The sequence below is a fragment of the Glutamicibacter mishrai genome (assembly GCF_012221945.1).
Taxonomy (GTDB): domain Bacteria; phylum Actinomycetota; class Actinomycetes; order Actinomycetales; family Micrococcaceae; genus Glutamicibacter; species Glutamicibacter mishrai.
The window spans coordinates 659,760-684,601 of record NZ_CP032549.1; the positions used below are offsets into that span (position 1 = coordinate 659,760).

The following is a 24,842-nucleotide window of genomic DNA, read 5'->3' on the forward strand; positions in this document are numbered from 1 at the left end:
CAACGGCGTCCCAAGAAATTTCTTGGGACGCCGTTGGTGCTTTAACGCTCGGATTTATCTAGAGGATCTTGCGGTCAACAGCCCACCGGGTGAGCTCATGGCGGTTCGAGAGCTGCAACTTGCGCAAGACATTCGATACGTGGGACTCCACGGTTTTCACCGAGATGAACAATTCCGTGGCCACTTCCTTATAGCTGTAGCCTCGGGCGATCAGGCGCATCACCTGCAGTTCGCGGTCCGAGAGCAGATCCAGCTCTTCATCGATGTCTGAAACCGCGGTGCTGCTGCCAAAAGCGTCCAGCACGAATCCGGCCAGGCGTGGCGAAAAGACCGCGTCGCCGGCAGCCACGCGACGCACGGCATCGGAGATTTCCTCGCCGGAAATGCTCTTGGTGACGTACCCGCGGGCTCCGGCGCGAATCACCGTGACCACGTCTTGAGCCGCATCGGAAACGCTGAGCGCCAGGAACTTGGTTGATCCCAGAAGCTGCGCGCAGTTCTTCAGCACTTCAGCGCCTCCCCCGGCACGGCCGCCGGGCAGGTGAACGTCCAGCAACACCACGTCGGGTTTCGTTTCGGTGATCACGGCGATGGCTTCTTCCACGGTTCCGGCTTCGCCCACGATGTGCATGTCGCTCGCCAGGTCAGCCTTGAGGCCAGAACGAAAGATCGCGTGATCGTCAACGAGGACTACACGATAGCTTTGGGCGGTATTTTCGGTACTCATGATTGCGGTTCTTCCTGCGTAGTATTTCGAGGCATGCTCAGTTGAATCTCGGTGCCAGTCTCGCTGCTGCGGATCTCGGCCGAACCGCCAGCACGCTGCATGCGTCCGATGATCGACTCGCGCACGCCGTGCCGGTCTTCGGGGATGGCGCCAAGCTCGAAGCCCTCGCCGCGGTCGCGGACAAAAACCTCCACCGCGTGCTCGGTGCATTCGATATATACGGAAATCTTGCCCGGCGCGTGTTTGGCCGCATTCATCATCGCTTCCCTGGAGGCCGCCACCAAGGCCTGTTGCCCTTCAAAGCCCTGCGCGTTGCCGACAGCGATGACCTCGACATCGCGCAGCAGCAACTGCTCGATGTCACTGGCTTCGTGCTGCACTTCCACCACGACGTCCTCGTCATCAAGATCCTGATTGCCATAGAGCCACTGGCGCAGTTCGCGTTCCTGGATTCTGGCCAGGGTGCGCACCGCGGCCGGGTCATCGCTTCGCTTCTGGATCACGGCCAAGGTCTGCAGCACCGAGTCGTGCAGGTGCGCGGCGAACTCCGCGCGTTGCGCCGCGGCCTGCCGGGAGCTTCGTTCGGCGAGGAAGTCCCGCCACAGCCTGGTCCCCCACGGCAAGAGGACCACTACGGCGCCAACCAGTATGGCCAGGGCCGCCCACATGCCACCGAGCAGGTCGGCCACGCCAACAGATCCGCTCAGGATGGTCAACAGGCCGCCGATGACGAGCAGCAGGCCCAGGCCCAGGCGGATCAGCAGTGGAGCAGATTTTTTTCGGCCCGCTCCGGTGACCTGTTCATCCAGCTGCAGCCAGGCCAGGAGGATACCGGCGATGATTCCCAGGGATGGCCAGATCAGATCCCAGCGGATATTCCATCCCGCCCATTGGCCTAACGCCAGGACTGCCAGCACCAGAAGCCCGGCGCCAATGAGCATTTCGCGCCAGGATGAGTTCTTTTCCCATCCTTCCCTGGTGCGCATGAATCCTTGCTGGACCCGGTTCATCTCTTCGGCCAGGCTGCGGGTTCTGGTCCCCCATGACCTGGCCTCATCGGCTTGGGCTTCCTCCGCGCTTGGCACGAACACCCATAGCCAGGCGTAGAGCAGGATGCCAACCCCGCCCAGCGCAGTGAGGGCGATGAATCCCAGGCGCACGTAGTTCAGCGGAATTCCCAGATGCGCTGCCAGTCCCCCGCTGACGCCAGCGATCATGCGCTGCTCGCTGCGCACCAAGAGGCTTCGTTCCGGACTTTCCATAGTTCTAAGTCAAGCACGTTATGCCCGTTTTTTGGTGGTTGATCACCACATCTAGGGGCACCCCTAGGGGAAGTTCAGGGTATCCCCTCATAGCGGTGATCCAGTGGATCACGAGAACATGGAGCTATGAACAATTCAGGGTCCGAGCGTCGAGGCTTTTTCAGCCAGCTGAGCAAATCGCCATTCATCCGCCAGGAGTCGCGGTGGCTGGGAGGTGTTGCTGCCGGAGTCGCCGATTACTTCAAGATCGATGTGATTCTGGCGCGCGGCATTATCGTCGTGCTCAGCTTCCTCGGCGGCCTGGGGCTAATCCTCTATGGAGTGGCCTGGGCGCTGCTGCCCGACCAGCAGGGCCGCATCCACCTGGAACGAGCGATCAATAAGGAGTGGACCAGCGGCATGACCGGTTCGGTGGTGTTCGTGGTTCTGGGAATCTTCCCGGCACAATGGATCCTCGATTCAGTCGCACCGGTGTTGTGGCCAATAGCCATCGTCGCCGCGGTGCTGTTCATCATCTTCAGCCGGAAGAATACGAAATTCGACAGGCCCCGTCCTGCAAAGCCAGCGAAGACACAATCCCAGCCGTCTTCCACGGCCCACACCACGGCTATGGAAAAGCCTTGGCGCAAGGATGGGTTCACCTTTAGCAGCAGCGCACCATCGGGTGCCGAACCCGCCACAAAAAGCATGAAAGATCAGGAGGACACCATGGCTTCGGATATCCCGGATCCAAAACCACACTCCGGTGGTTACGAGTATGCGTATTCGCCTGATCCCAAGTACACCCGCTCCTACTCCCAGGAATATTTCCACACGAAGGCTGCCCGCAAAGCGCAGGCAGCGCCTCCAATCCCGTCCTGGGTTGCCACAACCGTGGTCGGGTTGAGCATCCTGGTGATCGCCGCGGTGCTTTGCGCCGATTACCTGCACATTGTCGATTTGCCGGGTTCGGGCTGGGGCATCGCCCTGGCGGCAGGCCTGATGGTCACCGGCCTCGCCATTGTGCTGGCTTCCTTGGTGCGGCGCACCAGCGGCGGGCTCTTGGGCCTGGGCATTCCCCTGTTGGTCATGACCTTGGTCTTCTCGGGCTCTTCCTTTGGCACCGAGGACCGCCAGGCGGTTCGTTCCGAGCCCGGCGGCAACGAGTACAGTGCTGTGTTCAGCCGCTCCACGATTGACCTGACCTACCTGGATTCCATCACCACACCGACTACGGTGGAAGTTGATTCTTTGTTCTCCCGGCTGGACTTGAAGCTCCCGGCCAACGTCCCGGTGAAGGTGACCTCGGACGGAGTCTTCAACTCGCAGATGGATCTTGAACTTCCGCAGGATCAACGCCAGCTGCCTGATGACGCACCGTTGCTGACGGTTGAAGTCGACGGATTATTCTCCTCCTTCGGCACCGAAGTTGCCACCACCGCCACGCCCACCGTCGTCACCCCGGAATTCTAAGGACTGAGCAACATGAACAATGATTCTGCGCGAACCACAAAGTTCCCTACCGGGACCCTGGTCTTCGGCCTGATCCTGATTGTGGTGTCGTTAGCGACCCTGAGCCGCACGTTCTTCCACTGGAGCTTTGACATGCCGCTGCTCTTGATCATCGTGGTCGCCTTTGCCGGCGTCGCCATGATCATCTCGGGACTCTCGGCAGCTGGCAAGCGCCGCCAACGCGAGTCGGAGATTCCAGCACCCACCGACCCCAACCTCTAGCTTTTTCGAACCCAACTGCTTCAAGGAGATCCACCATGGACAAGTTCTTCAATTCCCTTCGTTCGATGCCACTTCGCCGCGGCCCTTCCCGCATGGCTGGCGGTGTCGCCGGCGGCATAGCTGACAAGTTCGGCTGGGACGTCACCGTCGTGCGAATCGCGCTGCTATTGTCCTTCCTCCTGCCGGTCTTCGGCATCGGCGCCTACATTGTTGCGTGGCTGCTGATCCCGGCCCAGGACAACAGCATCATTTTGCAGAACTGGCTGCGAAAGTTCTAGACCCCAAGATTTCCGCAATGTTTCGCGGAATTCACGACAATAGCTCACGACACAGGGCGAGATGCGGTCACTTCGGTGACGTGCAACTCGCCCTTGTGGCTTTAAGCACGTAGACTGTCATGCAGAATTGATGCTCAATGGCGCGCGGAAATTAATTGACATCCGAATGGAAGACTTTGTTGCCCTAGTGCCGTTGCCATGTGACGACGCCGACCTGCAGCACGAAGCTTTCCAAGTTTACGAAGCGAGGCCCAATGCGCGTTGGAATCATGACCTCGGGCGGAGACTGCCCAGGCCTGAATGCCGTCATCCGAGGAGCCGTTCTGAACGGCATCAAGAGCTACGACTATGAGTTCGTTGGCTTCCGCGATGGCTGGCGCGGCGTCAAGGAGGGCGACTTCTTCGACCTGCCGCGTACCGCGGTCCGAGGCATTGCCAAGCAGGGTGGAACCATCCTGGGCACCTCGCGCACCAACGCTTTCGAAGGCGAGTTGGGCGGCGCGGAAAACATCTCCCGCGTGCTCAAGGACAACAACATCGATGCCCTGATCGCCATCGGCGGCGAAGGCACCCTGGCCGGTGCCCAGCGCTTGTGCGCCGAGGGCCTGCCGATTGTCGGCGTTCCCAAGACCATCGACAACGACTTGGATGCCACCGACTACACCTTCGGTTTTGATACCGCCAACCAGATCGCTGTCGAGGCCATCGACCGCCTGCGCACCACCGGCGACTCGCACCACCGCTGCATGGTCGCTGAAGTCATGGGCCGCCACGTTGGCTGGATCGCCATGCACGCCGGTATGGCCTCAGGCGCCCACGCCATTTTGATTCCAGAGGTCTCGACCCCAATGGAACAGATCTGCGAGTGGGTGTCCGAAGCCCATGAACGCGGCCGCGCTCCGTTGGTGGTTGTCGCTGAGGGCTTTGTTCCCGAAGGCATGGAAGAAGCGTTCTCGGTACGCGGCGTGGATACCTTTGGCCGCGCGCGTCTGGGTGGCATTGGCGAAATGCTGGCCCCGGTCATTGAAGAGCGCACCGGCATCGAGACCCGCGCTACGGTGCTTGGACACATCCAGCGCGGTGGCGTTCCTACCGCGTTCGACCGCGTGCTGGCCACCCGTCTGGGCATGGCGGCTACCAATTCGGTGAACGAAAATGCGTGGGGCACCATGGTCGCACTGCACGGAACCAAGGTTCTGCGTGTGCCGTTGCGAGCCGCATTGAACAACCTCAAGCGCGTGCCAATGGACCGCTACGAGGAAGCTGCGATCCTCTTCGGATAATTCCGGACGCTTAAACGGATGGCACGAGAATGTTGATCATTCTCGTGCCATCCGTTTATTCAGTTAAAGCAGCTTGGAAAGCCTAGTTGTTCCTAGTCCTGCGGCGGGGTGCGCAGGAAGCCGGTGAAGCGTCCTGCCACCTGGCCGGCGTCAGGAGCCACAATGACATCCTGGGACGCCGGGTAGCTGGTTTCGCCATCAACAACGCTCAGCACGGATTCTGGATCCACGTTGCGCTTGATCACGGCCAAGGCAATCGGCCCTGCCTCATAGTGCAAGGTTGCCGAGGTAACTCGCCCTACGGTCCGCTCGCCCAGCTTGACCTCGGCGCCGGTGGACGGGAGAGTGTGCATCGAACCGTCGAGGTCCAGGAATACGACGCGGCGCGGAGGGTGCCCGACGTTGTGCACCCGGGCAACCGTTTCCTGTCCCTTGTAGCAGCCCTTTTCCAGATGCACTGCGGTGCGCAGCCAGTCCAGTTCATGCGGAATGGTCTTCTCATCGATCTCGGCACCGAAACGCGGCTCCCAAGCGGCGATGCGCAAGGCCTCGACCGCCATCATGCCAGCCAATTCTTCATTGGCCACGGCTGCTTCCAGCTCGTCGATGGCCACCACATGCAAAAGCCACGGACGGTCCTTGCCTGGGTGGTCTTCGCGGGAATAGGCCCATCCGCCCGGAGCAACACCTGGCCATGGATCAATCCACGTCAGCGCTCCGGCGCTTGGAATGGGGCGGGTGGCAGCTAGCACGCCATGGGTCTGCGAGAGGTTGTTGATCTCAACGCGCAACATGAAACGCATCGAGTTCAGGAACTGCTCCAGGGCTTCGCCTGCGCCGGGCTCGACAATGAGAACCAGGCGGTCCTGGTCAACCAGAACCTTCATCTCGTGCTCAACGCGGCCCTGCACCGAGAGCAGCAGCGTCTGCGTGCACTGGCCTGGCTGCAGGGTATTAATGCGCTGGGTGCTCAGGGTGTCGAGCCAGCTTTGGCGGTCCGCGCCGCGGATCTCCAGCACATCAAAGTGGCTCAGGTCGGCAATCGCTTGGCCTTCTGCCAGCTTGCGTGCTTCACGGGTGGGGGCACCGTAGTGCGCAGCTACGCCGGCATCTACGCCGCCCGCTTCCACTGCGCCTTCGCGCTGCAGAAGCACCGACTGGTATCCAGTGCTCATGATCAGTTCACCGAGTCTTCTGCGGCAACGCGCTTGAGCGCAGCCGAGGCGTGGGCCTTCAGGTCCAGGTTTCCTTCGGAGACATCCCAACGCCAGAACAGCTCGCCGTTGACCAATCCGTAGATGCGGGTCGAGGAAGCGTAGGCCTTGGCATTCTTGCTGCGCAGCAGGCCTTCGGTGGCCAACTGGATGCGTGGTCCATCGATCAAGCCGTAGTACAGCTCGGAGATGCCACCTGGCTGCACGATGTGGGCCTGGATCTTGAAGCCTTCATCGGTGTGAAGCTTCTGCACGTCATCGGCTGAACGCAAGACCGGGAAAATGTCGCCGGGGGTCATGCCTGGGCCGGCGTCAGCGTCCTGCTGCTGGCGGTCCAGGGACCAGAAACCGTTTTCAACGGCAAGAATCCGCAGCTTGGTTCCGTCGGCTTCAGTGAGCCACGCTTCGCTGCGGTATTCGAGATATGGGCCGCCAACGTCACGGAAGGTGACTTGCTGCCAAAAGTACTCGTCCTCGGCTTCGCCTTCGCCAAGCCGGCCAGCACCTTCCCAAGTGCCGATGAGCCATGCGAAAGGTACTAGTTCCGGGGTGAGGTCCGTAGGGAGATCAAATGCCATGGACTACTCGCTCCTAATTCGTCAGTGGTGAAATGAAAAACAGCGCACACGTTATTGTGTGCGCTGCTTTTACTTCTGACCCTGGAAGAGGCGCTTTACTACCAAGCCTGCGAAACCCGCCATGCCTAGACCGGCGATCACGACAAGTGCCTGGAAGAAAATTTCAAGTGCAAGATAATTTTCATTCATGGCTTCATCTTAGCGCGATCAGAAGCATAACTTCGACACGCGTGACGTAGCCCGCACCATATTGCGTTAAATGAACGCCAGAACCTCCATGGCGTACCAGCTGGCGGCACCGCTGAGCAGGATGATTCCGCAGGATAGGCCGAGGATGCCACTGAGATTGCGTACGCTGCGGCTGGCCAAGGCCAGTGCGCGCAATGAACCTACCAGCAGGCCCGTGAGCAGGCCCATGACGGCACCTTGGAACCAGAGGATGTCAACCGGCAAGGCGCTGGCGGCAGCACCCAGGGCGGCGGCAACCAGCGGGGCAAGGATCATGGTGATCCGATTCGGCAGCCTGTTGACCACGACCGCTCCGGCGCCGAGCAGCGAAATGACCGTGACAACCGTCAGTCCATAGCCGTAGCCCACTTGGGCGCTAGCGGCCCAGGCAGAGCCCAGGACGGCCAGCACCATGCCGGTCACGCCAGACACGACGCCGGCCAGGCGGCCTTCGGCTTCAGCGCCTCGCAGCACCTGGCTGATGAACACCAGCAGCACGCCGACGGCGATGGCCTCGACGCTATGTGACATCACCGAGGCACCGGGCATGAAAATTGTTGCAGCGGTGGCGGCCAGCGAGCACAAGGCCAGAATAATGGTGATAGGCCATGGCGCATCTGAGCGGACCATCCGTGGCCAGGCGTAGGCAAAAACCAGCTGTAATATTGCGGTGACCACGCCCATGGGCCATGTCAGTGACGACAGGCTGGCAGCCCCGGTCAATAGGCCGACTGCGACGAGTCCGCACAATAGAACTTTGATTCTCAATCTATGCTTCCTGACGGTAATGTGTCTGCATCTGCGTGTTCACATGCATGATTCGAAGGATTCATTCCTTATACTGTGACACGTAAAGATGATTTATTCGCAACCAATTGGCAGGAGGACGAGCTATTGGCCCACCTACTGCTACTTAGCAATCATGCCGAGAATGCGGCCGAAGTTCTTCCGGCACTCGAATTACTACTGCATGAAATTTCTTTCCTCCCGGCTAGCACCGAATCGCTGAGCCAAGTTCCAGAATGTGACGCCGTCATCCTCGATGCGCGCACCGATCTGATTCCAGCCCGTTCGCTGGCACAGATCCTTCACGCGAATCTGAACTTGCCGCTTCTGCTGGTCGTCAGCGAGGGCGCTTTGGGAATCTTGAATTCCGAATGGCATGCAGCCGACTTCTTGTTGCCCTCCGCAATTCCGGCAGAACTCGATGCACGAATCCGCCTGATGCTAGCAAGCATCCCGGATGCCGCACCGGCTCCGGAACCAGCTGAAAACACTTCAGGACTGCGCATCGATGAGCTGAGCTACACCGCTCGCATTGATAACCGCATGCTGGATCTTACGTACAAGGAATTCGAGCTGTTGAAGTACCTGGCCCAGTTCCCTGGCCGGGTCTTCACTCGTGAGCAGCTGCTGCACGAAGTCTGGGGCTACGACTACTACGGTGGCACCCGGACCGTCGACGTTCACGTCCGTCGCCTGCGCGCCAAACTGGGCACTGATCACGAACAACTCATTGGAACAGTGCGTAACGTAGGTTATCGCTTCCACACCGAAGCATAACTTTCAGCTATTTTGTGGCGAGTTCATTCATTCACCCACTATCGTGAAAGACATGAGTGAACTGCCACAGACCACAGTATCCATTCAACACGTGCCATCCGAGTTGGATGAACGCACCCTGAGCGATGTCCGCCATCTGGCTACAGAGGCTCAGAACGTCGACGGCAATCCCCCGCTGAGCGACCAGACACTGGTTGCCCTGGCAGCTGACGATGCCGGCGAGAACATCATGACCCTGCTCGCTGAAGTCGGGGAAGGCGCCGAAGCAGTTCTGGCCGGTATCGCCGTGCTCGTGCGTGAAGCGCAGGATCAGCCATGGGTGCTGGAACTTGTGGTTCACCCGCAGCACCGCCAAGCAGGCATCGGCCGCGCCCTGCTGACCAAGCTCAACGAGCTGGTGGACCTGACCAAGGTTCAGGCTTGGGCTCATGGCGATCACGAGGCAGCCAAGAAGCTCGCCGCGAAAACCGGGCTGAGCCGCGTGCGCGAGCTTTACCGCATGCGCCGCGAAGGCACCGATTTCATCGAAGAGCCACCGGCTGACCGCCGCTTCACGGTTCGCAGCTTCCGAGTCGGCGAAGATGAGCCTGCCTGGCTTGAAGCAAACTCCAAGGCATTTGAGCATCACCCGGAGCAGGGCTCGCTAAGCCTCTCGGATCTGGATGCCCGCATGGCCGAGGACTGGTTCGATCCTTCTGGCTTCTTCCTCGCTTTTGATTCCGAGCAGAATCTCTTGGCTTATCACTGGACCAAGATCCACCCAGCCTCCGGCGATGCCTTCCGCCCGACTGGCGAAGTCTATGTAGTGGGCGTGGTTCCTGAGGCGCAGGGCATGGGCTTGGGACGTTCCCTGACTATCGCCGGCATCAACTACCTTCTGGAGCTCGGTGTCGATGCGGTGATCCTCTATGTGGATGCAGATAATGAGCCTGCCGTGAAGCTCTACCGTTCATTGGGCTTCACACTTTGGGACGCTGACATTATGTACGGTCCGAAACCGATAGACTAGTAGTAACAGCGGTTTCGTGTACTAATAGGACCGCTCTCACGAGGTGTTTTGACATCTACTCGCAGGAAGAAATGAGTTCAGCAGATGACTAGCTCCCCCCAGGAAACTACTTCTCAATTACGCGATGTTCCCTCTTCAAAAGTTAATGAGGACAGAATAGAGCCTGCTGATTCACTTCCGGACCTGCACCCTGACGGCGAATTCAATAACGAGCGTTTCCTCGATCGAGAACTGAGCTGGTTGCACTTCAACGCCCGCGTGCTTGAGCTGGCCGAGGATACGACGCTGCCGTTGCTGGAGCGCGTGAACTTCCTGTCGATCTTCGCCTCGAACCTCGACGAATTCTTCATGGTTCGCGTGGCAGGTCTCAAGCGCCGCATCGCCGCAGGCCTGGCAGTGCCAGCAGCCAACGGCATGAACCCGGTGGATCAGCTGGAGCTGCTCCTGTCCTCCGCCCACGCCTTGCAGACCCGCCACGCGAAGGTCTTCTCAGAGTCGGTCTCCCCTGATCTGGCCGAGCAGGGAATCCGGATCACAACCTGGGATGACCTTTCCGCCGGTGAACGCGATGTGCTCTCCAAATGGTTCGTTTCCCAAGTCTTCCCGGTACTCACCCCGCTGGCCGTGGATCCTGCCCATCCGTTCCCTTATATCTCCGGCTTGTCGCTGAACCTCGCTGTGGTGGTTCGCAACCCATTGACCGGCAAGCAGCTCTTTGCCCGCCTCAAGGTCCCGGATACCATCGCCCGGCTGATCAGCATTGATGGAACCCGCGCGGCGCATTCTTCGCATCGCAGCGCACGCTTCATCCCGCTGGAGGCACTGATTGCAGTGCATCTTGAACTGCTCTTCCCAGGCATGGAAATCGTTGAGCACCACTTCTTCCGCGTCACTCGCAACGAGGACCTGGAAGTCGAAGAAGATGATGCAGAGAACCTGCTCCAGGCCTTGGAGAAGGAACTGCTGCGCCGTCGTTTCGGTCCTCCGGTACGCCTTGAAGTCGCTGATGACATCAACCCTGAAATCATGGAGCTGCTGACCCGCGAACTGGCCGTTGAGGAAGATGAAGTCTTCAAGCTGCCCGCGCCGTTGGATCTGCGTGGACTGGGCGTCATTGCTTCATTGGACCGTGCCGAGCTGCACTACCCGAAGCACGTCGGGCACACCTCCCGCTACCTGAACGAGTCGGAAACCGCCAAGGCCGCCAACGTCTTCGCCGCTGTCCGCCGCCGCGACATCCTGCTGCACCACCCGTACGATTCGTTCTCCACCAGCGTTCAGGCGTTCTTGGAGCAGGCTGCCGCTGACCCGAAGGTCATGGCCATCAAGCAGACCCTCTACCGCACCAGTGGCGATTCGCCGATTGTCGATGCCCTGATCGATGCCGCCGAAGCCGGCAAGCAGGTCCTGGCGCTGGTGGAGATCAAGGCACGCTTTGACGAGCAGGCCAACATCTCCTGGGCCAGGAAGCTGGAACAGGCCGGCGTGCACGTGGTGTACGGCATCGTGGGCCTGAAGACCCACTCCAAGCTGTCGTTGGTGGTCCGCCGCGAAGGCGACAAGCTGCGCCGCTACTGCCACATCGGCACCGGCAACTACCACCCGCGCACCGCTCGCTACTACGAAGATTTCGGTTTGCTTACCTGCGATGACGCTGTCGGCGAAGATGTTTCCAAGCTCTTCAACCAGCTCTCGGGCTATGCTCCTCGCTCGACCTACAGCCGATTGCTGGTTGCCCCTCGCTCGGTGCGCACCGGCTTGCTGGCTCATATCGAGAAGGAAATCGCCAACGCCAAGGCCGGTATCGACGCCAAGGTGGTCATCAAGGTCAACTCCATCGTTGACGAAGCGATTATCGATGCGCTGTACCGGGCCAGCCAGGCTGGTGTGAAGGTCGAAGTCATCGTTCGCGGCATCTGCGCCTTGCGCCCGGGCGTTCCCGGTTTGAGTGAAAACATCGAAGTGCGTTCCATCCTGGGCCGCTTCCTCGAGCACAGCCGTGTCTTCATGTTCGCCAACGCCGGTGACCCGCTGGTCTACATCGGCTCCGCAGACATGATGCACCGCAACCTGGACCGGCGAGTTGAAGCACTGGTCTCCCTGCGTAATCCGGAAGATGTCGAGGACCTGCTCAAGCAGCTCGACCTCTACATGGCCGATACCACTGCCTCGTGGCACCTGAACTCCGATGGCGAATGGACCCGCCATTCGCAGGACGAGGAAGGCAAGCCGCTGACCGACATCCAGTTCTGGCTCATCGAAGACCATGCCCGCCGACGCAACAGTGGACGTAACAGCTAGTGACCGAGCCTCAACTGCACGAAGCCACCCAGCGGGTTCGTGAGATCATCCGTTCGGTGGATGCCGAGGAAATCACCCTCGGCGACTTCGACATCATCGCAGCCGGAGCCATCCCCTGGCGGATACTCGACAACAAATTGCAAGTGCTGCTGATCCACCGTCCAAAGTATGACGACTGGTCCTGGCCCAAGGGCAAACTGGATCCAGGCGAGTCGATCGCAGAATGCGCGATCCGTGAAGTGCGTGAAGAAATCGGGCTGCGCATCACCCTGGGCATCCCGCTGTCGGCTACCGCGTACTCGGTGAAGCAGAAGTCCAAGGTGGTCTATTACTGGGCGGCCAAGAGCGATGCGCAAACGGTGGTTGATCCAGACGGCGCTGAATGCGATGACACCCAATGGGTCAGCGCCAAGAAAGCCGCCCAGCTGTTGACCAACCCCACCGATGTGCAGCCGCTGCTGGATCTGGTCAAGGCGCACAAGAACGGAACGCTGAATACCCAACCGGTGCTGATCATCCGCCATGCCAAGGCCAAGCCGCGGGGCAAATGGACGCGCGCTGAGGGCGAGCGCCCATTGGCCGCTACCGGCCGTCGCCAGGCCCAGGCAGTCTCGCGCATGCTCGAAGCGTGGCAGCCGGCTTTCATCGCTTCATCGCCGTGGCTTCGTTGCGTACAGACCATCTCGCCGTATGCCTCCTTGCATGCCATGAAGATGAAGAACCTGAGGGCTCTGACCGAACACGCGGCCACCCGGCATCCTGAGCGCGCCCGCCGCGCCGTGCAGAAGCTCTTCGACAAGTACCGTTCACAGGTGATCTGCACGCACCGCCCGGTGCTGCCTTTTGTCCTGGAGGTCCTAGCCAAGAACTCCTCGCCCAAGCTGGCGAAGTCTTTGCCGAAGGATGACCCTTATCTGGAACCTGGATCGCTGATTGTCGCCCAGCAGGTCCAAGGCGCAAAAGCGCGGATCGTCTCCTTCGAAATGCACACTCCATTCCACGATTAAACTCCGCGCTCGGCCCCGCTTCTTGGCGGGGCCTTGCTATATCCTGCGCAACTGCTCAAATCCGTTGCATTCGGCTCCGATTAGGGATAATACTGTTACCAGCAGATGTATCCGACCCGAAATCGAGGAAATGCCATGACTGCACAGCAGCCGCAGCAACCAGTTGAAAAAGTTGTTCACCATGGCCTGCGCCTTGACCATGACGAAAGCCGCGGGCGCTTCTCGCTCTGGCACGGTTCCACCTTTGTCGGCTTCCTGGGCTACTACCGCGAGGGCGACGTAGTGACCATCCAGCACACCATCGTCAACGAGGAATTCGGCCGCCGCGGATATGCCCGCGCGCTGGTGACGCTGGTGCTTGACCGGTTCAAGAATGAAGGCCTGAAGATCATTCCGGAGTGCAGCTATGTCCAGGACTATCTGCGCCGCTACCCTGAGTACAAAACCATGGTCGTGAATCCCAGCTAGTTCAGCCACTGCGAGAAGAGTCATCTTGCTGGGATGTTCACCCGATGGACAGGGTGAACTAAACTGGGGTGCGTGAACATTGCGACGCCTTATGAAGACCTGCTCAAGGACGTGCTGGAAAACGGCACCGCCAAAGAAGACCGCACCGGTACCGGAACCACCTCGGTTTTCGGGCGCCAGATCCGCTTTGATCTTCAAGACTCGTTCCCGCTGATCACCACCAAGCGAGTGCACTTCAAGTCGGTCGTGGCTGAGCTGTTGTGGTTCCTGCGCGGCGAATCCAACGTGAAGTGGCTGCAGGATCAAGGCGTGCGCATCTGGAACGAATGGGCCGACGATGAGGGCGAGCTTGGCCCGGTCTACGGCGTCCAGTGGCGCAGCTGGCCCACCCCTGATGGTGGCCGCATCGACCAGATTTCCCAGCTGGTCGACTCATTGCGCAACAATCCGGACTCGCGTCGCCATATCGTCTCCGCATGGAATGTCTCCGAGATCCAGAACATGGCGTTGCCTCCATGCCACGTCTTCTTCCAGTTCTACGTGGCCGACGGCAAGCTCTCCTGCCAGCTCTACCAGCGCAGTGCCGACATGTTCCTCGGCGTGCCATTCAACATCGCCTCCTACGCGCTGCTGACCATGATGCTGGCCCAGCAACTGGATCTTGAGCCAGGCGAATTCATCTGGACCGGCGGCGACGTGCACATCTACACCAACCACTTGGAACAGGTTAAGGAACAGCTCGGCCGCGATCCTTACCCATATCCAACGCTGAGCTTCAATTCCAGGCCTGCGTCGATCTTCGACTACACGCTGGAAGACTTCAGCATCAACGATTACCAGCACCACCCAACGATCAAGGGAACCGTCGCCGTATGACCGAAGCAGCGCGCCATGCCGACCAGCTAGAACCGCTGGTCGGTGCCATTTGGGCCCAGGCCAACAACGGGATCATCGGGGCCCAGGGCACCATGCCATGGCATGTCCCCGAGGACATGGCCCACTTCAAGCGCATTACCGCTGGCCGCCCCGTGGTGATGGGCCGGGAAACCTGGAACTCCTTCCCGGCGAAGTTCCGCCCCCTGCCAGGGCGCACCAATATCGTGCTCACCGCACAGGCTGACCTGCATGAGCAGCTGCGTGGACAAGGCGCGGTCCCCGCATCAACCATGGATGAGGCTCTCGCCTTGGCTCGCAAAGCAGAGGGCGGTGAAGAAATCTGGATCATTGGCGGCGGAAAGGTATATGCCCAAGCTCTGCCACTGTTGGATGTCGCGGTGATTACCAAGCTGGATCTGGAACCGGCCGGGGATACCTCCGCTCCACAGCTCTCCGGCGACTTCGCAATCGGAGCCACCGAACCCGCACTTGATTCTGACGATGCCAACTGGCATGTCTCTTCCACTGGTACCCGCTACCGATTTGAAACCTGGCTGCGCCAAAAGGACTAAGACGACCATGAAAAAATACATCGGAGAGCTCAAAACACACCCCGAAGCACTCTTCGTTCTCGGCTACATGCTCTTTCCGCTCCTGGCCCTTGTTGTCGCTGCCCTCGGCTTCTTCATGGTCCTTGGCGGCCACAAGATCTTCGGGCTGATCCTGTTGCTGGTTCCAGCCCAGATCTTCATCTTCTCTGCCGTCTGGGCGATCAACAATCGCAAGCGGCTGCTTGAGGAAAAGTAAAACTTTCGCTGTACAGAATCACACCTGAACCTTGCTGGGGCTTGGGTGTGATTCTGCTTTAACTGCTGTAACGAACCGGGCTCCATGACCTGATGAGCCCTACGATGGAGACATGACTTCATCTGTTGGTTTTGTAGGTTACCGTGGCATGGTTGGCTCCGTGCTGATGCAGCGCATGCTCGACGAGGGCGACTTCGCGCAGATCGATCCGGTATTTTTCTCCACGTCGAATGCCGGCGGCCAGGCCCCTTCCTTTGCTGAAGGCGCTGGCGCACTCGAGGATGCTTATGACATCCAGACGCTTTCGAAGCTGCCGATTATCGTAACTGCCCAGGGCGGCGACTACACCTCCAAGGTCCATGCAGAACTGCGCAAGACCGGCTGGGATGGCCTGTGGATCGATGCAGCATCCACGCTGCGCATGAACGACGACTCGGTTATCGTCTTGGACCCGGTGAACCGCAATGTCATCGACCAGTCCCTGGCCTCCGGAGTGAAGGACTTCGTCGGCGGCAACTGCACCGTATCGTGCATGCTCATGGGCTTGGGCGGCCTGTTCAAGAACAACCTGGTTGAGTGGGGCACCGCGATGACCTACCAGGCTGCTTCCGGCGGCGGCGCCCGCCATATGCGCGAGCTGCTCACCCAGTTCGGCGACATCAACGCCTCGGTAGCTTCCGAGCTGGCTGACCCAGCCAGCGCCATCCTGGAGATCGACCGCAAGGTGCTCGAAACCCAGCGCGGCAACCTGGATGCCGCGCAGTTCGGCGTCCCGCTCGGCGGCTCGTTGATCCCATGGATCGATGCCGACCTGGGGAATGGCCAGTCCCGCGAAGAGTGGAAGGCCGGCATGGAGACCAACAAGATCCTGCAGACTTCCGGCGAGGACCACATCATCATGGATGGCCTGTGTGTCCGCATCGGCGCCATGCGTTCACACTCCCAGGCGCTGACCTTGAAGCTGAAGGAAGACCTCCCGGTTTCCGAAATCGAGTCGATTCTGGCAGCTGATAACGAGTGGGCCAAGGTCATTCCGAATGAAAAGGAAGCGACCATGAACCAGCTGACACCGGTCGCTGCCTCGGGCACCTTGGACATCCCGGTGGGCCGCATCCGCAAGCTGGAAATGGGTCCTGAGTACATCTCGGCCTTCACCGTCGGTGACCAGCTGCTGTGGGGCGCGGCAGAGCCTTTGCGCCGCATGCTGGCTATCGCCCAGGGCCGCCTCTAAGCTCAGGCACTGAGTTAATCCGAGGGGCCGGTACCGAACAGAAATGTTCGGCACCGGCCCCTCGGCGTTGCTGCGTCATTCTCAGTCGGCTGGCGAGTGTTCGCGGCGAAGCAATGAATAGATCGCTTGGTCATGCCAGGCGCCATCGCGCCACTGCGACTGCCGGATCAGCCCTTCGCGGCTGAATCCCAGTTTCTCCAGGCATCGCTGCTCCGCAATGTTCTGCGCGGCGGTGGTCGCTTGGATCCGGTGGCGCGGATAATGCGCGAAGAGATAGTCAACCAGCAATCGCTGCGCCTCGGTTCCATAACCTCTGCCCCGGTGCTGCGCGAAAAGCCCGATGGCGATCTCCCAGCAGGCCGAGGTATTGGCACGGCCCCAGCTGGTGATACTGAACCAATCCACCTTGCCGATGGTTTCCTCCCCCAGGCAGACAGCCAGGGCCCCATCGTCGCTGCCGATGAATTGGTCCTTGGCCAGCCGGGTGCGCAATTTATTCGTATCCCAGAATCCGAACCATTGCCAGGCACTGGCGCCTTCGAAGGATTGGAAGTTCTCCTCGATGAGATCGATGTCGCGCTCGGAGAGTTTGCGCAAGGAAAGTTCTGGCATCTTATCGGCCCTTTCTGCAGATCTATCGACGGTACCGCTGTGTTCCTAAAGCTCCAAACCGATCAGCAGCGGCTCGTTGACCAGCACAATCCCGAAACGCTCCTGGACCCCGTCACGCACTGCGCGGGCGATGGCCACGATATCCGCGGCCCCAGCCTCGCCGCGGTTGGTGATGGCCAGGGTGTGCTTGGTGGACAGCGAGGCGCGGCCCTGCGCCACCGGGTACCCGTCGGTCCCTTCCAGCCCGTAGCCCTTGGTGAAGCCTGCCTGATCGATCAGCCACGCGGCCGACAGCTTCACCAGGCCCTCTTGCGGCACCGGGTAATTAGGGGCATTCTCCGGCAACCGTTCGAGCACCGAAGCCTCGACGATCGGGTTGGTGAAGAAGGAGCCGGTGGAGTGCGAGTCCGCATCCTTGGGGTCATACACCATGCCCTTGGACCGGCGCAGTTCAAGAACTGTCTGGCGCACCAGGTGGGCATCGGCACGCTCGCCTGCTTCCACATTCAAGCGCCGGGCCAGCTCTGCGTAGCGGATGGGCGCTGAAAGGCTCTCGCGCTCAAGCAGGAAGGCGACTTCCAGGACCACGTAGCGGGGCGAGCCGTTGGTGCTGGTCCGCTTGATCACCGAGTCGCGGTAGGCGAATTCCAGCTGGCTGTTATCCAGCTTGAGCACCTGGCTGCTCTGGCGGTCATATACCCGGACCCAGGCCAGGGTCTGCGAGACATCTGCCCCGTAGGCGCCGACGTTCTGCACCGGGGTCGCACCGGTGCAGCCAGGAATCCCGGAGAGCGCTTCAAGGCCGCTCAGGCCCTGGACGAGGCTGTATTCGACGGTGGCGTCCCAGCTTTCGCCGGCGGCAGCGCGAAGCAATACCTTGCCCGATGGCTGCTCGTCGAGGTGAAGGCCGCGGGTGGCAATCTGGATGGCTACGCCCGGGTACCCCTCGTCGCTGATCACCAAGTTGGATCCGCCGCCAATCAGCAAGACCGCGTGTCCGGCGCTATCGGCAGCGGCGACGGCCTGGGCAAGTTCGGCTTCGCTCGTGGCGGTGACCAGCTGCTGCGCCGAGCCGCCAACGCGGGTTGTAGTCAGGTTTTTCAGCATTGATTCCATGTACTTTCAGTGTCGAGGCCTTGGCGTGCGCCCAGGTCAACAGTCTAGTTCTCGGGACGTTCTTCTTGCGGATATCCTGCGGTATTCGAGGAGAGGATGAATGCCACAACGATCAGCAGGGAGATGGAGCCCAGTGCAGGCAGCAAGCCGATGGCATGCGCCAGCAGGCCCAACAGCGGCGGGCCGCCGAGGAAGGCACCGTATCCGATGGTGGAGACTACTGCTACACGTGTCGCGGCGTGCAGCGGATCGTCGGAGGCCGCGCTCATGGCCAGCGGGAAGGTCAAGGCAACGCCCATGCCCCAGATGGCCAGCGCAATGAAAGCCAACGGCAGGTTCTGGCCGAAGGCGAACAGCAGGACCCCAATGAAGGCGCAAATGGCGCTCGCCCGGATCATGACGACCCGGCCAAGGCGCAGGATCAAGTCCCCGGAAAGCAGCCGGGTCAAGGTCATCGCGGTGACGAACACGCCGTAGCCGATAGCTCCGGTCGCTTCGCTGGTCCGGTACCCGTCGGCCAGTGCCAACGCGACCCAGTCCCCCGCAGCGCCTTCGGCGAGCGCCATGCCCAAGACCAGCACGCCGAGCAGCACGGTCTGCGGTTCGGTCCAGGCACGCTTGAGCGATGGCCCGTTAGAGGTGCGCGGGGTGCGGCTGTTGTCTTCGCCGAAGTACCGGGAGCTGTAGAGCACGGTGCCGATGATGATCAGGCCAATCAGCCCATAATGGTACTGCAGCGGCAGGCCAAGGCCAGCGGCCAGAGCGCCGATCCCGGCACCGATCACGGTTCCGATGGAGAAGAATCCATGCAGGGCCGGCATGATGCTTTTGCCCAGGGCCCGCTCCATGGCCGCACCCTGGACGTTGGAGGCAACATTCCACGAGGCGGTGCCCAGCCCCTGGGTGAACAGGAAGATCCCGCAGGCCAGGGTGCTTCCCAGCACCCCGGTGCCGATGCCCACCAGCAACAGGGATCCGCCGCCGATGGTCGCGGCAATGCGCATGACGTTGGCTGCGCCCAAGCGCAGCACCAGCTGTCCGGAGACCGAGACCGAGAGGAAGGATCCTGCGCTCATGCACAGCAGGAGCAGTCCGACATTGGCGTGGTCGAGGCCAAGCGCGTCGCGCACTGCCGGGAGCCGTGAGACCAATGCGGAGATCAGCAGTCCGCTGGCGAGGTAGGCAGCCATCAACGCATTGCGCCAGTGGGCCACTGGCGGCTGCGCAGTACCGGTTGGGTGCATTATTAGAGCTGCACCACTGCTTGGCACTTGAGCAGTACCTTGCTGTCATTGGCGGTGACGGCCAAATCGATGCGGGCGGTGCGCTTCTCGCTATCCAGGGCGCCGACCTTGCCCTCGACAAGAATGCTGGTGCCTTCGAAGTCGCTCGGGTTGCTGCCTTCCGGGTCTTCGACCACTACCGGCTTGGTGAAGCGGGTCTGGTAGTCGATGATGGCTCCGGGGTTCCCTACCCACTGCGAGACCAGGTCGATGACCGAGCCCATGGTGAACATACCGTGGGCAATCACCGATGGGAGCTCTACCTCTTTGGCGAAGCGTTCGTTCCAGTGGATGGGGTTGAAGTCCCCTGAGGCACCCGCGTAGCGCACGAGGTCCGCGCGGTTGACCTGTACGGTGTGGGAACCGATGGCCGTTCCCTTTTCAAGGCTTTCGAATTCGATCATGCTTAGTCCTCAGCTCGTACCAGTAGCGATGAAATGGTGGTCGCGACCTTGTCGCCGGCCACGGTGGCGATTTCGGCGCGGGTGGTGATCATGGCGCCGGCGCCCATTTCGCGGACCTGGTCGACATGCAGTTCTGCCACCAGTTCGTCTCCGGCCACGATTGGACGGTGGTGGGTGAAACGCTGGTCCGCGTGCACCACGCGGGAGAAGTCGATCCCGGAGGCCGGGTCGGCGATCAGCTGCGCGTCGGCGCGCTGGGCGATGATGATGGCGAAAGTCGGCGGGGCGACAACATCGGAGTAGCCCAATTCCTGGGCGGCCTGCACATCGAAGTGGGCTGGCGACGTGGCCTTGGTGGCGTGTGCGAATTCGCGGATCTTTTCTCGTCCTACCTGGTAGGACTCGCCGGCGGGGAATACGCGCCCCACCAGTTCGGGATTGATGCCCATGGATTCTCCTGAACGTTGTTGTAACTGAAGATGACGTGCTGCAGCAAGTGTTCTCTGCCGTGGCCCGTCACCTGCCGTGTGGTCTTGGCTGAAACTATTGTGCGTCGTCGGCCTAGCGCTTGGAGGCGCGTGGAGCGGCCAGTCCGTTCTCGATGCGCCACTGGCGGGCGTCCTTGGCTCGGACAACCATGCCGGCGATATGGCAGAGCATGCCCACGAGCATGATGCCGATGGCGGTGTATACCGTAGGCAAGGATGGAATGTTGGCTCCGATAATCGCCAGGATGATGCCGATTCCCATAATGGCCATAGCCGTGAAGACGAGCTTCTTATAGCGCGGTGAGGCCGCTTCCCAAGGAGTGTTGGTCATGAGTTCAAGTCTAGTTCAGCCCGCGCTTGAGCACTCAATGGTTATGCGGCATTTCCCCGTGACTCCACCAACAGGTCAACTTTGGGATTCCTAGAACAGGGCCGACTGTTCCTCCCGGAATTCTCCGCGCTCCTCTGCAATGTCCACTTGCCGGGTTTTGAGCTCGGCGGCATCAAGCAGCCGCAAGGTTGTGCCTTCTCCGCTGTCGGCCATGATGCTTTGGCCCAGAACCCCGCGGATGCGCAGCTTGTGCCGGGATCCGGGCACAGGCGTGGACCATGCATGCAGGCTTCTGCTGTTCCAGGCATCAATCACCGAACGGGCGAAGCGTGGCTGTTCCCACAGCTCGTCACGCAGTTGGACCCCATAGGTGTCCAGACCGCGTTGGGCAGCCAGGAAGTCACGGGCCTGGTTCGCGGCCTGCTGGTTGATGGCGTCAAGCTGCTGGTAGTCCAGTTCCCAGCCGACCAGTCCCTTGATCTTGGACTTTTGCCGCACCTGCTGGCTCAAGCCAACATGTTCTGTCACGAGGTCTTCCAGGACGCGGATGGCGGTACCGTCGTTGGCGCGCGCGATATAGCGGGCAATCACCGCGCCCTGCTGCGCCAAGCGAGTCCATTGGCTTTGGGTCGAGGTGGTTCCGACCTTGGTGGCTCCGTGGGCGAAGCTGGCGATATACAGGAAATGCGGTTGTTCTAGGTATTTGCGCATGCCTTCGGGGGCTTCACCGGTCTTGTGGAAGTGGTGCATGAATTTGGAGTGGTCCAGCCGGCGGCAGCTCTCGCACTGGGTGCCGGTGCGCAGGGCCTTGGTTTTGGGGCAGGGCAGGACATTGCGTGAACCGTCTCGATTCATGGTGATGTAGCCGAGGCAGAATTTCATCTCCCCGACATCCAAGCTCAGCGAGCGGTTCTGTTCAAGGTATTCGGTCTTCCAGTTCTCCGAGGTGCGCAACCGGAGCATGGGCGCAGGTTCATGTTGCGAGTAGCTGATGCCGTGGCAGAGCTGCCGGGAAACGCTAGCGAGTTCCATCAATACCTTCCTGGAGTTACCCCTCCAACCTTAGGGCACGCCGCAGTGTCGGCTACAGTCCTGCATGCTCCAGCATGTGGTGGCGTCCCGCTGGCAGGATCAGCGGTTTGAGCGTGCTCGGGTCGGCAATCACCTGGCACTGCAGCCCGAACACTTCATGGACTACCTGCGCCGTGAGGATTTCTTCAGGCTTGCCCTGGGCGCGGATCGATCCGTCACGCAAGGCGATGAGGTGATCCGAATAGCGGGCCGCCAGATTCAAGTCGTGCAGCACCATCACCACGGTCGTCCCGCGTTGCCGGTTCAAGTCGGTGAGCAGATCCAGCACGTCCAGCTGGTGGCTGACGTCCAGGAAGGTGGTTGGCTCATCGAGCAGGAGGGTCTCGGTGCCTTGGGCCAGGGCCATGGCAATCCAGACGCGCTGGCGCTGGCCACCGGAAAGCTCGTCCACCGGGCGGTCAGCTAATTCCACTGTGTTGGTGACTTCGAGGGCTTCGGCCACCGCGGCATCGTCATCCTTGCTCCAGCGGGCAAAAAGCCCCTGGTGAGGTTGGCGGCCACGGCCCACGAGGTCTGCGACGGTGATGCCTTCTGGTGCGATGGGGTTTTGCGGCAGCAGGCCGAGCATCTTGGCCAGGGCCTTGGGCTGCATCCGGTGGATGTCTTTGCCATCTAGAAGCACCTGCCCTGCTTTAGGGCGCAGAAGCCTGGACATGGAGCGCAAGAGGGTGGATTTGCCGCAAGCGTTGGGCCCGACGATGCAGGTGATCTCGCCGGACGGGATAGCCAGTTCCAGGCCGTCGATGATGGTGCGTTCGCCGTATCCGACCTGCAGGTCTTGGACGGCCAGTTCACGAGGTGGCATTAGAGGGAGCCTCCAGCACGATTGGTTCGGATGATGAGGTAGATCAGATACGGGGCGCCGAGCACGCCGGTGATCACGCCCACTGGGAATCTGGTTCCCAAGAGGTATTGGCCGGCGAAATCGGCCACCAGCACGAGCAGCGCGCCGATCAGTGCCGCCGGGATGAGCTTTGATCCGCGGGCCCCGATCAGCCGGCTGGCGATGGGGCCGGAGAGGAAGGCCACGAACGCAATGGGGCCGGTGGCTGCGGTGGCGAAGGAGATCAGTCCGACGGCCGCCATGATCACCAGGATCCGGGTGCGTTCGACCCGCGTGCCCATGGCCGCCGCGGTGTCGTCGCCCATCTGGAGGCTGTCCAGGTATCTTGTCTGGCTCAGCAGCAACGGTCCGAGGATGCCCAGGGCGATCAGCGCTGGCAGGGTCTCAGCCCAGGTGCTGCCGTTAAGGCTTCCGGTGAGCCAGCGGGTGGCTTCTTGTAGGTCCCATTGCCCGGCCTGGGTCAGCACCCAGCTGATCAGCGATTCCAGCATCGCGGCTACGCCGATGCCAACCAGGATCAACCGCGTACCGGCGGCCCCGCCCTTATAGGAGAGCAGGTAGATCAGGGTTGCGATGAGCAGTCCTGCCACGATGGCGAAGACGGAGACCACGGTGCCCGAGAGCGAGAGGATGACAATCGCGAAGGCCGCCGCGGCGGAGGCGCCAGTACTGATGCCGATGACGTCGGGGCTGGCCAATGGATTGCGCAGCAGGGTCTGGAAGCTCACTCCGGCCAGCCCGAAGCTCAAGCCGGCCACCAGGGCGATGGCGGTACGCGGCAGCCGCAGGGTGCCGACGGTGAAGCTTGCGCCCGGGACCTTGTGGCCAAGGATCACTTGCCATACCTGGGCTGGTGAATAATTGGTCTGGCCTAGGCACAGGCTGGCTATGACCACGGCCAGCACCAGCAGGCCGAGAATGGCAATGATGATCCGGCGTTGCCTGGCGCGTTGCCCGCGGGCACTGCGCAGCTGGTTGATCAGGGCTTCGCGTTCGCCGGTGCTCGTGGTCGGTGCATGGTCCGAGGCCTGCGTTGTGGCCTGTGGAGTGGATGTGTTCACAGTTCTCGTACCTTTGAACGGCGCACCATGATAATGAAGACCGGCGCGCCAATCAGGGCGGTCAGGATGCCAACGTCGAGTTCTCCGGGCCGGGCGACGATGCGTCCGAGGATGTCGGAGAATACCAGCAAGCCAGCTCCTGCCAACGCGGAGAAGGGCAGGAGCCACCGCTGGTCAACGCCCACCAGCAGGCGGCACATATGCGGGACTACCAGTCCGACAAAACCGATCGGGCCTGCCATGGCGGTAGCGGCACCGCAGAGGATGACCGCTGACAGCGCCGAGACGGCGCGGACCAGCATGACTTTTTCCCCGAGCCCTGCCGCGAGTTCATCGCCCAAGGCCAAGGAGTTCAGCGAATTGGCGCTGCCCATCGCAATGACAAGTCCCACGGCCAAGAAGGGCAGCATGGGCGCTACGTTGGCAAAGGTCGCGCCGCCGACGCCGCCAATTTGCCACGAACGGATGATGTCAGCAAGATCCCCGCGGGGCAGCGAAATCGCGGTGACAAAGGATGTCAGCGCCGCCGAGGTTGCTGCGCCGGCCAGCGCTAATTTCAACGGGGTCGCTCCCCCGCGTCCCATGGAGCCGACCACGTAGACGAAAACCGCGGCAATGGCTCCGCCGAGGATCGCGGCCCAGATGTAGCCGTGGGCGGTGGTGACGCCGAACCAGGTGATGCCCATGACCACTGCGAGGGATGCGCCCATGTTGACCCCGAGGATGCTGGGGTCCGCTAGCGGATTCCTGGTCACCGCTTGCATGATCGCTCCGGAGAGCCCCAGGGCGGCGCCGATGACCAGCGCCAGGACAGTGCGGGGCACGCGTTTGACGACTGCTGCTTGGGATACGTTGTCGCTGTGCCCCTGCAGTCCTTCCCAGATTTCTGCCGGCGAGACGTTTCTGGCTCCGATGGCCACGGATCCTAGAGCCAGCGCAAGCAGGATGAGAATTGCCATGATCAGCCAGAACAGACGCCGGCGGCGTGGCTGGCGAATTTGTTCGCTAGCCACGCCGCGACGGGTCGCTACTTCATTCATAGTGAGGGGTTTCCCCGACCTTCAGC

At 61.0% G+C, this 24,842-nt stretch carries 28 protein-coding genes; 13 read left to right on the plus strand and 15 right to left on the minus strand.

Annotated features, from left to right (window positions below):
- Nucleotides 1–58: 58 nt before the first annotated feature.
- Nucleotides 59–727: a LuxR C-terminal-related transcriptional regulator gene (locus D3791_RS03145; RefSeq protein ID WP_022874154.1), complete on the minus strand. Its 669-nt coding sequence runs from the start codon at nt 725–727 to the stop codon at nt 59–61.
- Nucleotides 724–1,989, minus strand: coding sequence for an ATP-binding protein (locus tag D3791_RS03150; RefSeq protein WP_172511273.1), 1,266 nt, complete (start codon nt 1,987–1,989; stop codon nt 724–726). Before D3791_RS03150 ends, D3791_RS03145 begins: the two co-directional genes overlap by 4 nt.
- A 126-nt stretch (nt 1,990–2,115) precedes the next feature.
- Here D3791_RS03150 and D3791_RS03155 point away from each other — a divergent pair, with 126 nt between their 5' ends.
- The 4 genes from D3791_RS03155 to D3791_RS03170 all read left to right on the plus strand — a co-directional run bounded on the left by D3791_RS03155 (nt 2,116) and on the right by D3791_RS03170 (nt 5,263).
- Nucleotides 2,116–3,441 (plus strand): PspC domain-containing protein, encoded by a 1,326-nt coding sequence (locus tag D3791_RS03155; protein ID WP_172511274.1) that lies wholly within the window; start codon nt 2,116–2,118, stop codon nt 3,439–3,441.
- A 12-nt stretch (nt 3,442–3,453) separates the two neighbouring features.
- Nucleotides 3,454–3,702 carry a LapA family protein gene (locus D3791_RS03160; protein WP_022874157.1) on the plus strand — a complete coding sequence of 83 codons (249 nt, stop codon included), beginning with the start codon at nt 3,454–3,456 and terminating at the stop codon, nt 3,700–3,702.
- A gap of 35 nt (nt 3,703–3,737) precedes the next feature.
- Nucleotides 3,738–3,980, plus strand: a complete 243-nt coding sequence (locus D3791_RS03165; protein WP_022874158.1) for a PspC domain-containing protein — start codon at nt 3,738–3,740, stop codon at nt 3,978–3,980.
- A 254-nt stretch (nt 3,981–4,234) separates the two neighbouring features.
- Complete coding sequence (locus D3791_RS03170) at nt 4,235–5,263, plus strand: 6-phosphofructokinase (protein WP_022874159.1); 1,029 nt, start codon at nt 4,235–4,237, stop codon at nt 5,261–5,263.
- A gap of 92 nt (nt 5,264–5,355) precedes the next feature.
- Here the strand turns inward: D3791_RS03170 and ygfZ are convergent, their stop codons facing one another.
- The 3 genes from ygfZ to D3791_RS03185 all read right to left on the minus strand — a co-directional run bounded on the left by ygfZ (nt 5,356) and on the right by D3791_RS03185 (nt 8,051).
- A complete protein-coding gene (gene ygfZ / locus D3791_RS03175) occupies nt 5,356–6,438 on the minus strand; it encodes a CAF17-like 4Fe-4S cluster assembly/insertion protein YgfZ (protein WP_172511275.1) in 1,083 nt (360 codons plus the stop codon).
- A 2-nt stretch (nt 6,439–6,440) separates the two neighbouring features.
- Nucleotides 6,441–7,055 carry a heme-binding beta-barrel domain-containing protein gene (locus D3791_RS03180; RefSeq protein WP_022874161.1) on the minus strand — a complete coding sequence of 205 codons (615 nt, stop codon included), beginning with the start codon at nt 7,053–7,055 and terminating at the stop codon, nt 6,441–6,443.
- Between the two features lie 255 nt (nt 7,056–7,310).
- Nucleotides 7,311–8,051, minus strand: coding sequence for a hypothetical protein (locus D3791_RS03185; RefSeq protein WP_172511276.1), 741 nt, complete (start codon nt 8,049–8,051; stop codon nt 7,311–7,313).
- A gap of 126 nt (nt 8,052–8,177) precedes the next feature.
- On the opposite strand from D3791_RS03185, the gene D3791_RS03190 reads away from it, so the two are divergent.
- The 9 genes from D3791_RS03190 (at nt 8,178) to asd (ending at nt 16,545) form a co-directional block, all read left to right on the plus strand.
- Nucleotides 8,178–8,846, plus strand: coding sequence for a winged helix-turn-helix domain-containing protein (locus D3791_RS03190; RefSeq protein ID WP_022874164.1), 669 nt, complete (start codon nt 8,178–8,180; stop codon nt 8,844–8,846).
- Between the two features lie 52 nt (nt 8,847–8,898).
- On the plus strand, nt 8,899–9,855 hold the full coding sequence (gene mshD / locus D3791_RS03195) for a mycothiol synthase (protein WP_022874165.1): 957 nt from the start codon (nt 8,899–8,901) through the stop codon (nt 9,853–9,855).
- A gap of 84 nt (nt 9,856–9,939) precedes the next feature.
- Nucleotides 9,940–12,156: an RNA degradosome polyphosphate kinase gene (locus D3791_RS03200; protein WP_022874166.1), complete on the plus strand. Its 2,217-nt coding sequence runs from the start codon at nt 9,940–9,942 to the stop codon at nt 12,154–12,156.
- A gap of 44 nt (nt 12,157–12,200) precedes the next feature.
- Complete coding sequence (locus tag D3791_RS03205) at nt 12,201–13,163, plus strand: NUDIX hydrolase (protein ID WP_172512887.1); 963 nt, start codon at nt 12,201–12,203, stop codon at nt 13,161–13,163.
- A 135-nt stretch (nt 13,164–13,298) separates the two neighbouring features.
- Nucleotides 13,299–13,631: a GNAT family N-acetyltransferase gene (locus D3791_RS03210; RefSeq protein WP_022874168.1), complete on the plus strand. Its 333-nt coding sequence runs from the start codon at nt 13,299–13,301 to the stop codon at nt 13,629–13,631.
- 72 nt (nt 13,632–13,703) lie between these two features.
- Entirely contained in the window at nt 13,704–14,507 is an 804-nt protein-coding gene (locus tag D3791_RS03215) for a thymidylate synthase (RefSeq protein ID WP_172511277.1), read from the plus strand.
- Nucleotides 14,504–15,079, plus strand: a complete 576-nt coding sequence (locus tag D3791_RS03220) for a dihydrofolate reductase (protein WP_022874170.1) — start codon at nt 14,504–14,506, stop codon at nt 15,077–15,079. Before D3791_RS03215 ends, D3791_RS03220 begins: the two co-directional genes overlap by 4 nt.
- A 7-nt stretch (nt 15,080–15,086) precedes the next feature.
- Nucleotides 15,087–15,314, plus strand: coding sequence for an NF038396 family protein (locus tag D3791_RS03225; protein ID WP_022874171.1), 228 nt, complete (start codon nt 15,087–15,089; stop codon nt 15,312–15,314).
- A 112-nt stretch (nt 15,315–15,426) separates the two neighbouring features.
- Nucleotides 15,427–16,545 carry an aspartate-semialdehyde dehydrogenase gene (gene asd / locus D3791_RS03230; protein ID WP_022874172.1) on the plus strand — a complete coding sequence of 373 codons (1,119 nt, stop codon included), beginning with the start codon at nt 15,427–15,429 and terminating at the stop codon, nt 16,543–16,545.
- Between the two features lie 81 nt (nt 16,546–16,626).
- On the opposite strand, the gene D3791_RS03235 is transcribed toward asd, so the two are convergent.
- From D3791_RS03235 to D3791_RS03280, 10 genes are all read right to left on the minus strand, one after another.
- Nucleotides 16,627–17,157, minus strand: a complete 531-nt coding sequence (locus D3791_RS03235; protein ID WP_022874173.1) for a GNAT family N-acetyltransferase — start codon at nt 17,155–17,157, stop codon at nt 16,627–16,629.
- A gap of 45 nt (nt 17,158–17,202) precedes the next feature.
- Entirely contained in the window at nt 17,203–18,264 is a 1,062-nt protein-coding gene (locus D3791_RS03240; protein WP_028268343.1) for a UDP-N-acetylmuramate dehydrogenase, read from the minus strand.
- 53 nt (nt 18,265–18,317) lie between these two features.
- Nucleotides 18,318–19,517, minus strand: a complete 1,200-nt coding sequence (locus D3791_RS03245) for an MFS transporter (protein ID WP_022874175.1) — start codon at nt 19,515–19,517, stop codon at nt 18,318–18,320.
- 2 nt (nt 19,518–19,519) lie between these two features.
- On the minus strand, nt 19,520–19,960 hold the full coding sequence (locus tag D3791_RS03250) for a MaoC family dehydratase (RefSeq protein ID WP_022874176.1): 441 nt from the start codon (nt 19,958–19,960) through the stop codon (nt 19,520–19,522).
- 2 nt (nt 19,961–19,962) lie between these two features.
- Complete coding sequence (locus D3791_RS03255; RefSeq protein WP_022874177.1) at nt 19,963–20,409, minus strand: MaoC family dehydratase N-terminal domain-containing protein; 447 nt, start codon at nt 20,407–20,409, stop codon at nt 19,963–19,965.
- Nucleotides 20,410–20,521: 112 nt separating this feature from the next.
- Nucleotides 20,522–20,779 (minus strand): hypothetical protein, encoded by a 258-nt coding sequence (locus D3791_RS03260; RefSeq protein ID WP_172511278.1) that lies wholly within the window; start codon nt 20,777–20,779, stop codon nt 20,522–20,524.
- A 90-nt stretch (nt 20,780–20,869) separates the two neighbouring features.
- Nucleotides 20,870–21,811: a DUF2797 domain-containing protein gene (locus D3791_RS03265; RefSeq protein WP_022874179.1), complete on the minus strand. Its 942-nt coding sequence runs from the start codon at nt 21,809–21,811 to the stop codon at nt 20,870–20,872.
- Between the two features lie 52 nt (nt 21,812–21,863).
- On the minus strand, nt 21,864–22,676 hold the full coding sequence (locus tag D3791_RS03270) for an ABC transporter ATP-binding protein (protein WP_172511279.1): 813 nt from the start codon (nt 22,674–22,676) through the stop codon (nt 21,864–21,866).
- Nucleotides 22,676–23,776, minus strand: a complete 1,101-nt coding sequence (locus D3791_RS03275; RefSeq protein ID WP_425483134.1) for a FecCD family ABC transporter permease — start codon at nt 23,774–23,776, stop codon at nt 22,676–22,678. Before D3791_RS03275 ends, D3791_RS03270 begins: the two co-directional genes overlap by 1 nt.
- On the minus strand, nt 23,773–24,816 hold the full coding sequence (locus tag D3791_RS03280) for a FecCD family ABC transporter permease (RefSeq protein WP_172511280.1): 1,044 nt from the start codon (nt 24,814–24,816) through the stop codon (nt 23,773–23,775). The genes D3791_RS03275 and D3791_RS03280 overlap by 4 nt, the downstream gene beginning before the upstream one ends.
- Between the last annotated feature and the right edge of the window lie 26 nt (nt 24,817–24,842).

What these genes read in the sequence shown, in the direction of transcription:
- D3791_RS03145 (WP_022874154.1), bottom strand. Translation starts at nt 727, where the DNA reads ATGAGTACCGAAAATACCGCCCAAAGCTATCGTGTAGTCCTCGTTGAC.
- D3791_RS03150 (WP_172511273.1), bottom strand. Translation starts at nt 1,989, where the DNA reads ATGGAAAGTCCGGAACGAAGCCTCTTGGTGCGCAGCGAGCAGCGCATG.
- D3791_RS03155 (WP_172511274.1), top strand. Translation starts at nt 2,116, where the DNA reads ATGAACAATTCAGGGTCCGAGCGTCGAGGCTTTTTCAGCCAGCTGAGC.
- D3791_RS03160 (WP_022874157.1), top strand. Translation starts at nt 3,454, where the DNA reads ATGAACAATGATTCTGCGCGAACCACAAAGTTCCCTACCGGGACCCTG.
- D3791_RS03165 (WP_022874158.1), top strand. Translation starts at nt 3,738, where the DNA reads ATGGACAAGTTCTTCAATTCCCTTCGTTCGATGCCACTTCGCCGCGGC.
- D3791_RS03170 (WP_022874159.1), top strand. Translation starts at nt 4,235, where the DNA reads ATGCGCGTTGGAATCATGACCTCGGGCGGAGACTGCCCAGGCCTGAAT.
- ygfZ (WP_172511275.1), bottom strand. Translation starts at nt 6,438, where the DNA reads ATGAGCACTGGATACCAGTCGGTGCTTCTGCAGCGCGAAGGCGCAGTG.
- D3791_RS03180 (WP_022874161.1), bottom strand. Translation starts at nt 7,055, where the DNA reads ATGGCATTTGATCTCCCTACGGACCTCACCCCGGAACTAGTACCTTTC.
- mshD (WP_022874165.1), top strand. Translation starts at nt 8,899, where the DNA reads ATGAGTGAACTGCCACAGACCACAGTATCCATTCAACACGTGCCATCC.
- D3791_RS03200 (WP_022874166.1), top strand. Translation starts at nt 9,940, where the DNA reads ATGACTAGCTCCCCCCAGGAAACTACTTCTCAATTACGCGATGTTCCC.
- D3791_RS03210 (WP_022874168.1), top strand. Translation starts at nt 13,299, where the DNA reads ATGACTGCACAGCAGCCGCAGCAACCAGTTGAAAAAGTTGTTCACCAT.
- D3791_RS03220 (WP_022874170.1), top strand. Translation starts at nt 14,504, where the DNA reads ATGACCGAAGCAGCGCGCCATGCCGACCAGCTAGAACCGCTGGTCGGT.
- D3791_RS03225 (WP_022874171.1), top strand. Translation starts at nt 15,087, where the DNA reads ATGAAAAAATACATCGGAGAGCTCAAAACACACCCCGAAGCACTCTTC.
- asd (WP_022874172.1), top strand. Translation starts at nt 15,427, where the DNA reads ATGACTTCATCTGTTGGTTTTGTAGGTTACCGTGGCATGGTTGGCTCC.
- D3791_RS03235 (WP_022874173.1), bottom strand. Translation starts at nt 17,157, where the DNA reads ATGCCAGAACTTTCCTTGCGCAAACTCTCCGAGCGCGACATCGATCTC.
- D3791_RS03240 (WP_028268343.1), bottom strand. Translation starts at nt 18,264, where the DNA reads ATGCTGAAAAACCTGACTACAACCCGCGTTGGCGGCTCGGCGCAGCAG.
- D3791_RS03245 (WP_022874175.1), bottom strand. Translation starts at nt 19,517, where the DNA reads ATGCACCCAACCGGTACTGCGCAGCCGCCAGTGGCCCACTGGCGCAAT.
- D3791_RS03250 (WP_022874176.1), bottom strand. Translation starts at nt 19,960, where the DNA reads ATGATCGAATTCGAAAGCCTTGAAAAGGGAACGGCCATCGGTTCCCAC.
- D3791_RS03255 (WP_022874177.1), bottom strand. Translation starts at nt 20,409, where the DNA reads ATGGGCATCAATCCCGAACTGGTGGGGCGCGTATTCCCCGCCGGCGAG.
- D3791_RS03260 (WP_172511278.1), bottom strand. Translation starts at nt 20,779, where the DNA reads ATGACCAACACTCCTTGGGAAGCGGCCTCACCGCGCTATAAGAAGCTC.
- D3791_RS03265 (WP_022874179.1), bottom strand. Translation starts at nt 21,811, where the DNA reads ATGGAACTCGCTAGCGTTTCCCGGCAGCTCTGCCACGGCATCAGCTAC.
- D3791_RS03270 (WP_172511279.1), bottom strand. Translation starts at nt 22,676, where the DNA reads ATGCCACCTCGTGAACTGGCCGTCCAAGACCTGCAGGTCGGATACGGC.
- D3791_RS03280 (WP_172511280.1), bottom strand. Translation starts at nt 24,816, where the DNA reads ATGAATGAAGTAGCGACCCGTCGCGGCGTGGCTAGCGAACAAATTCGC.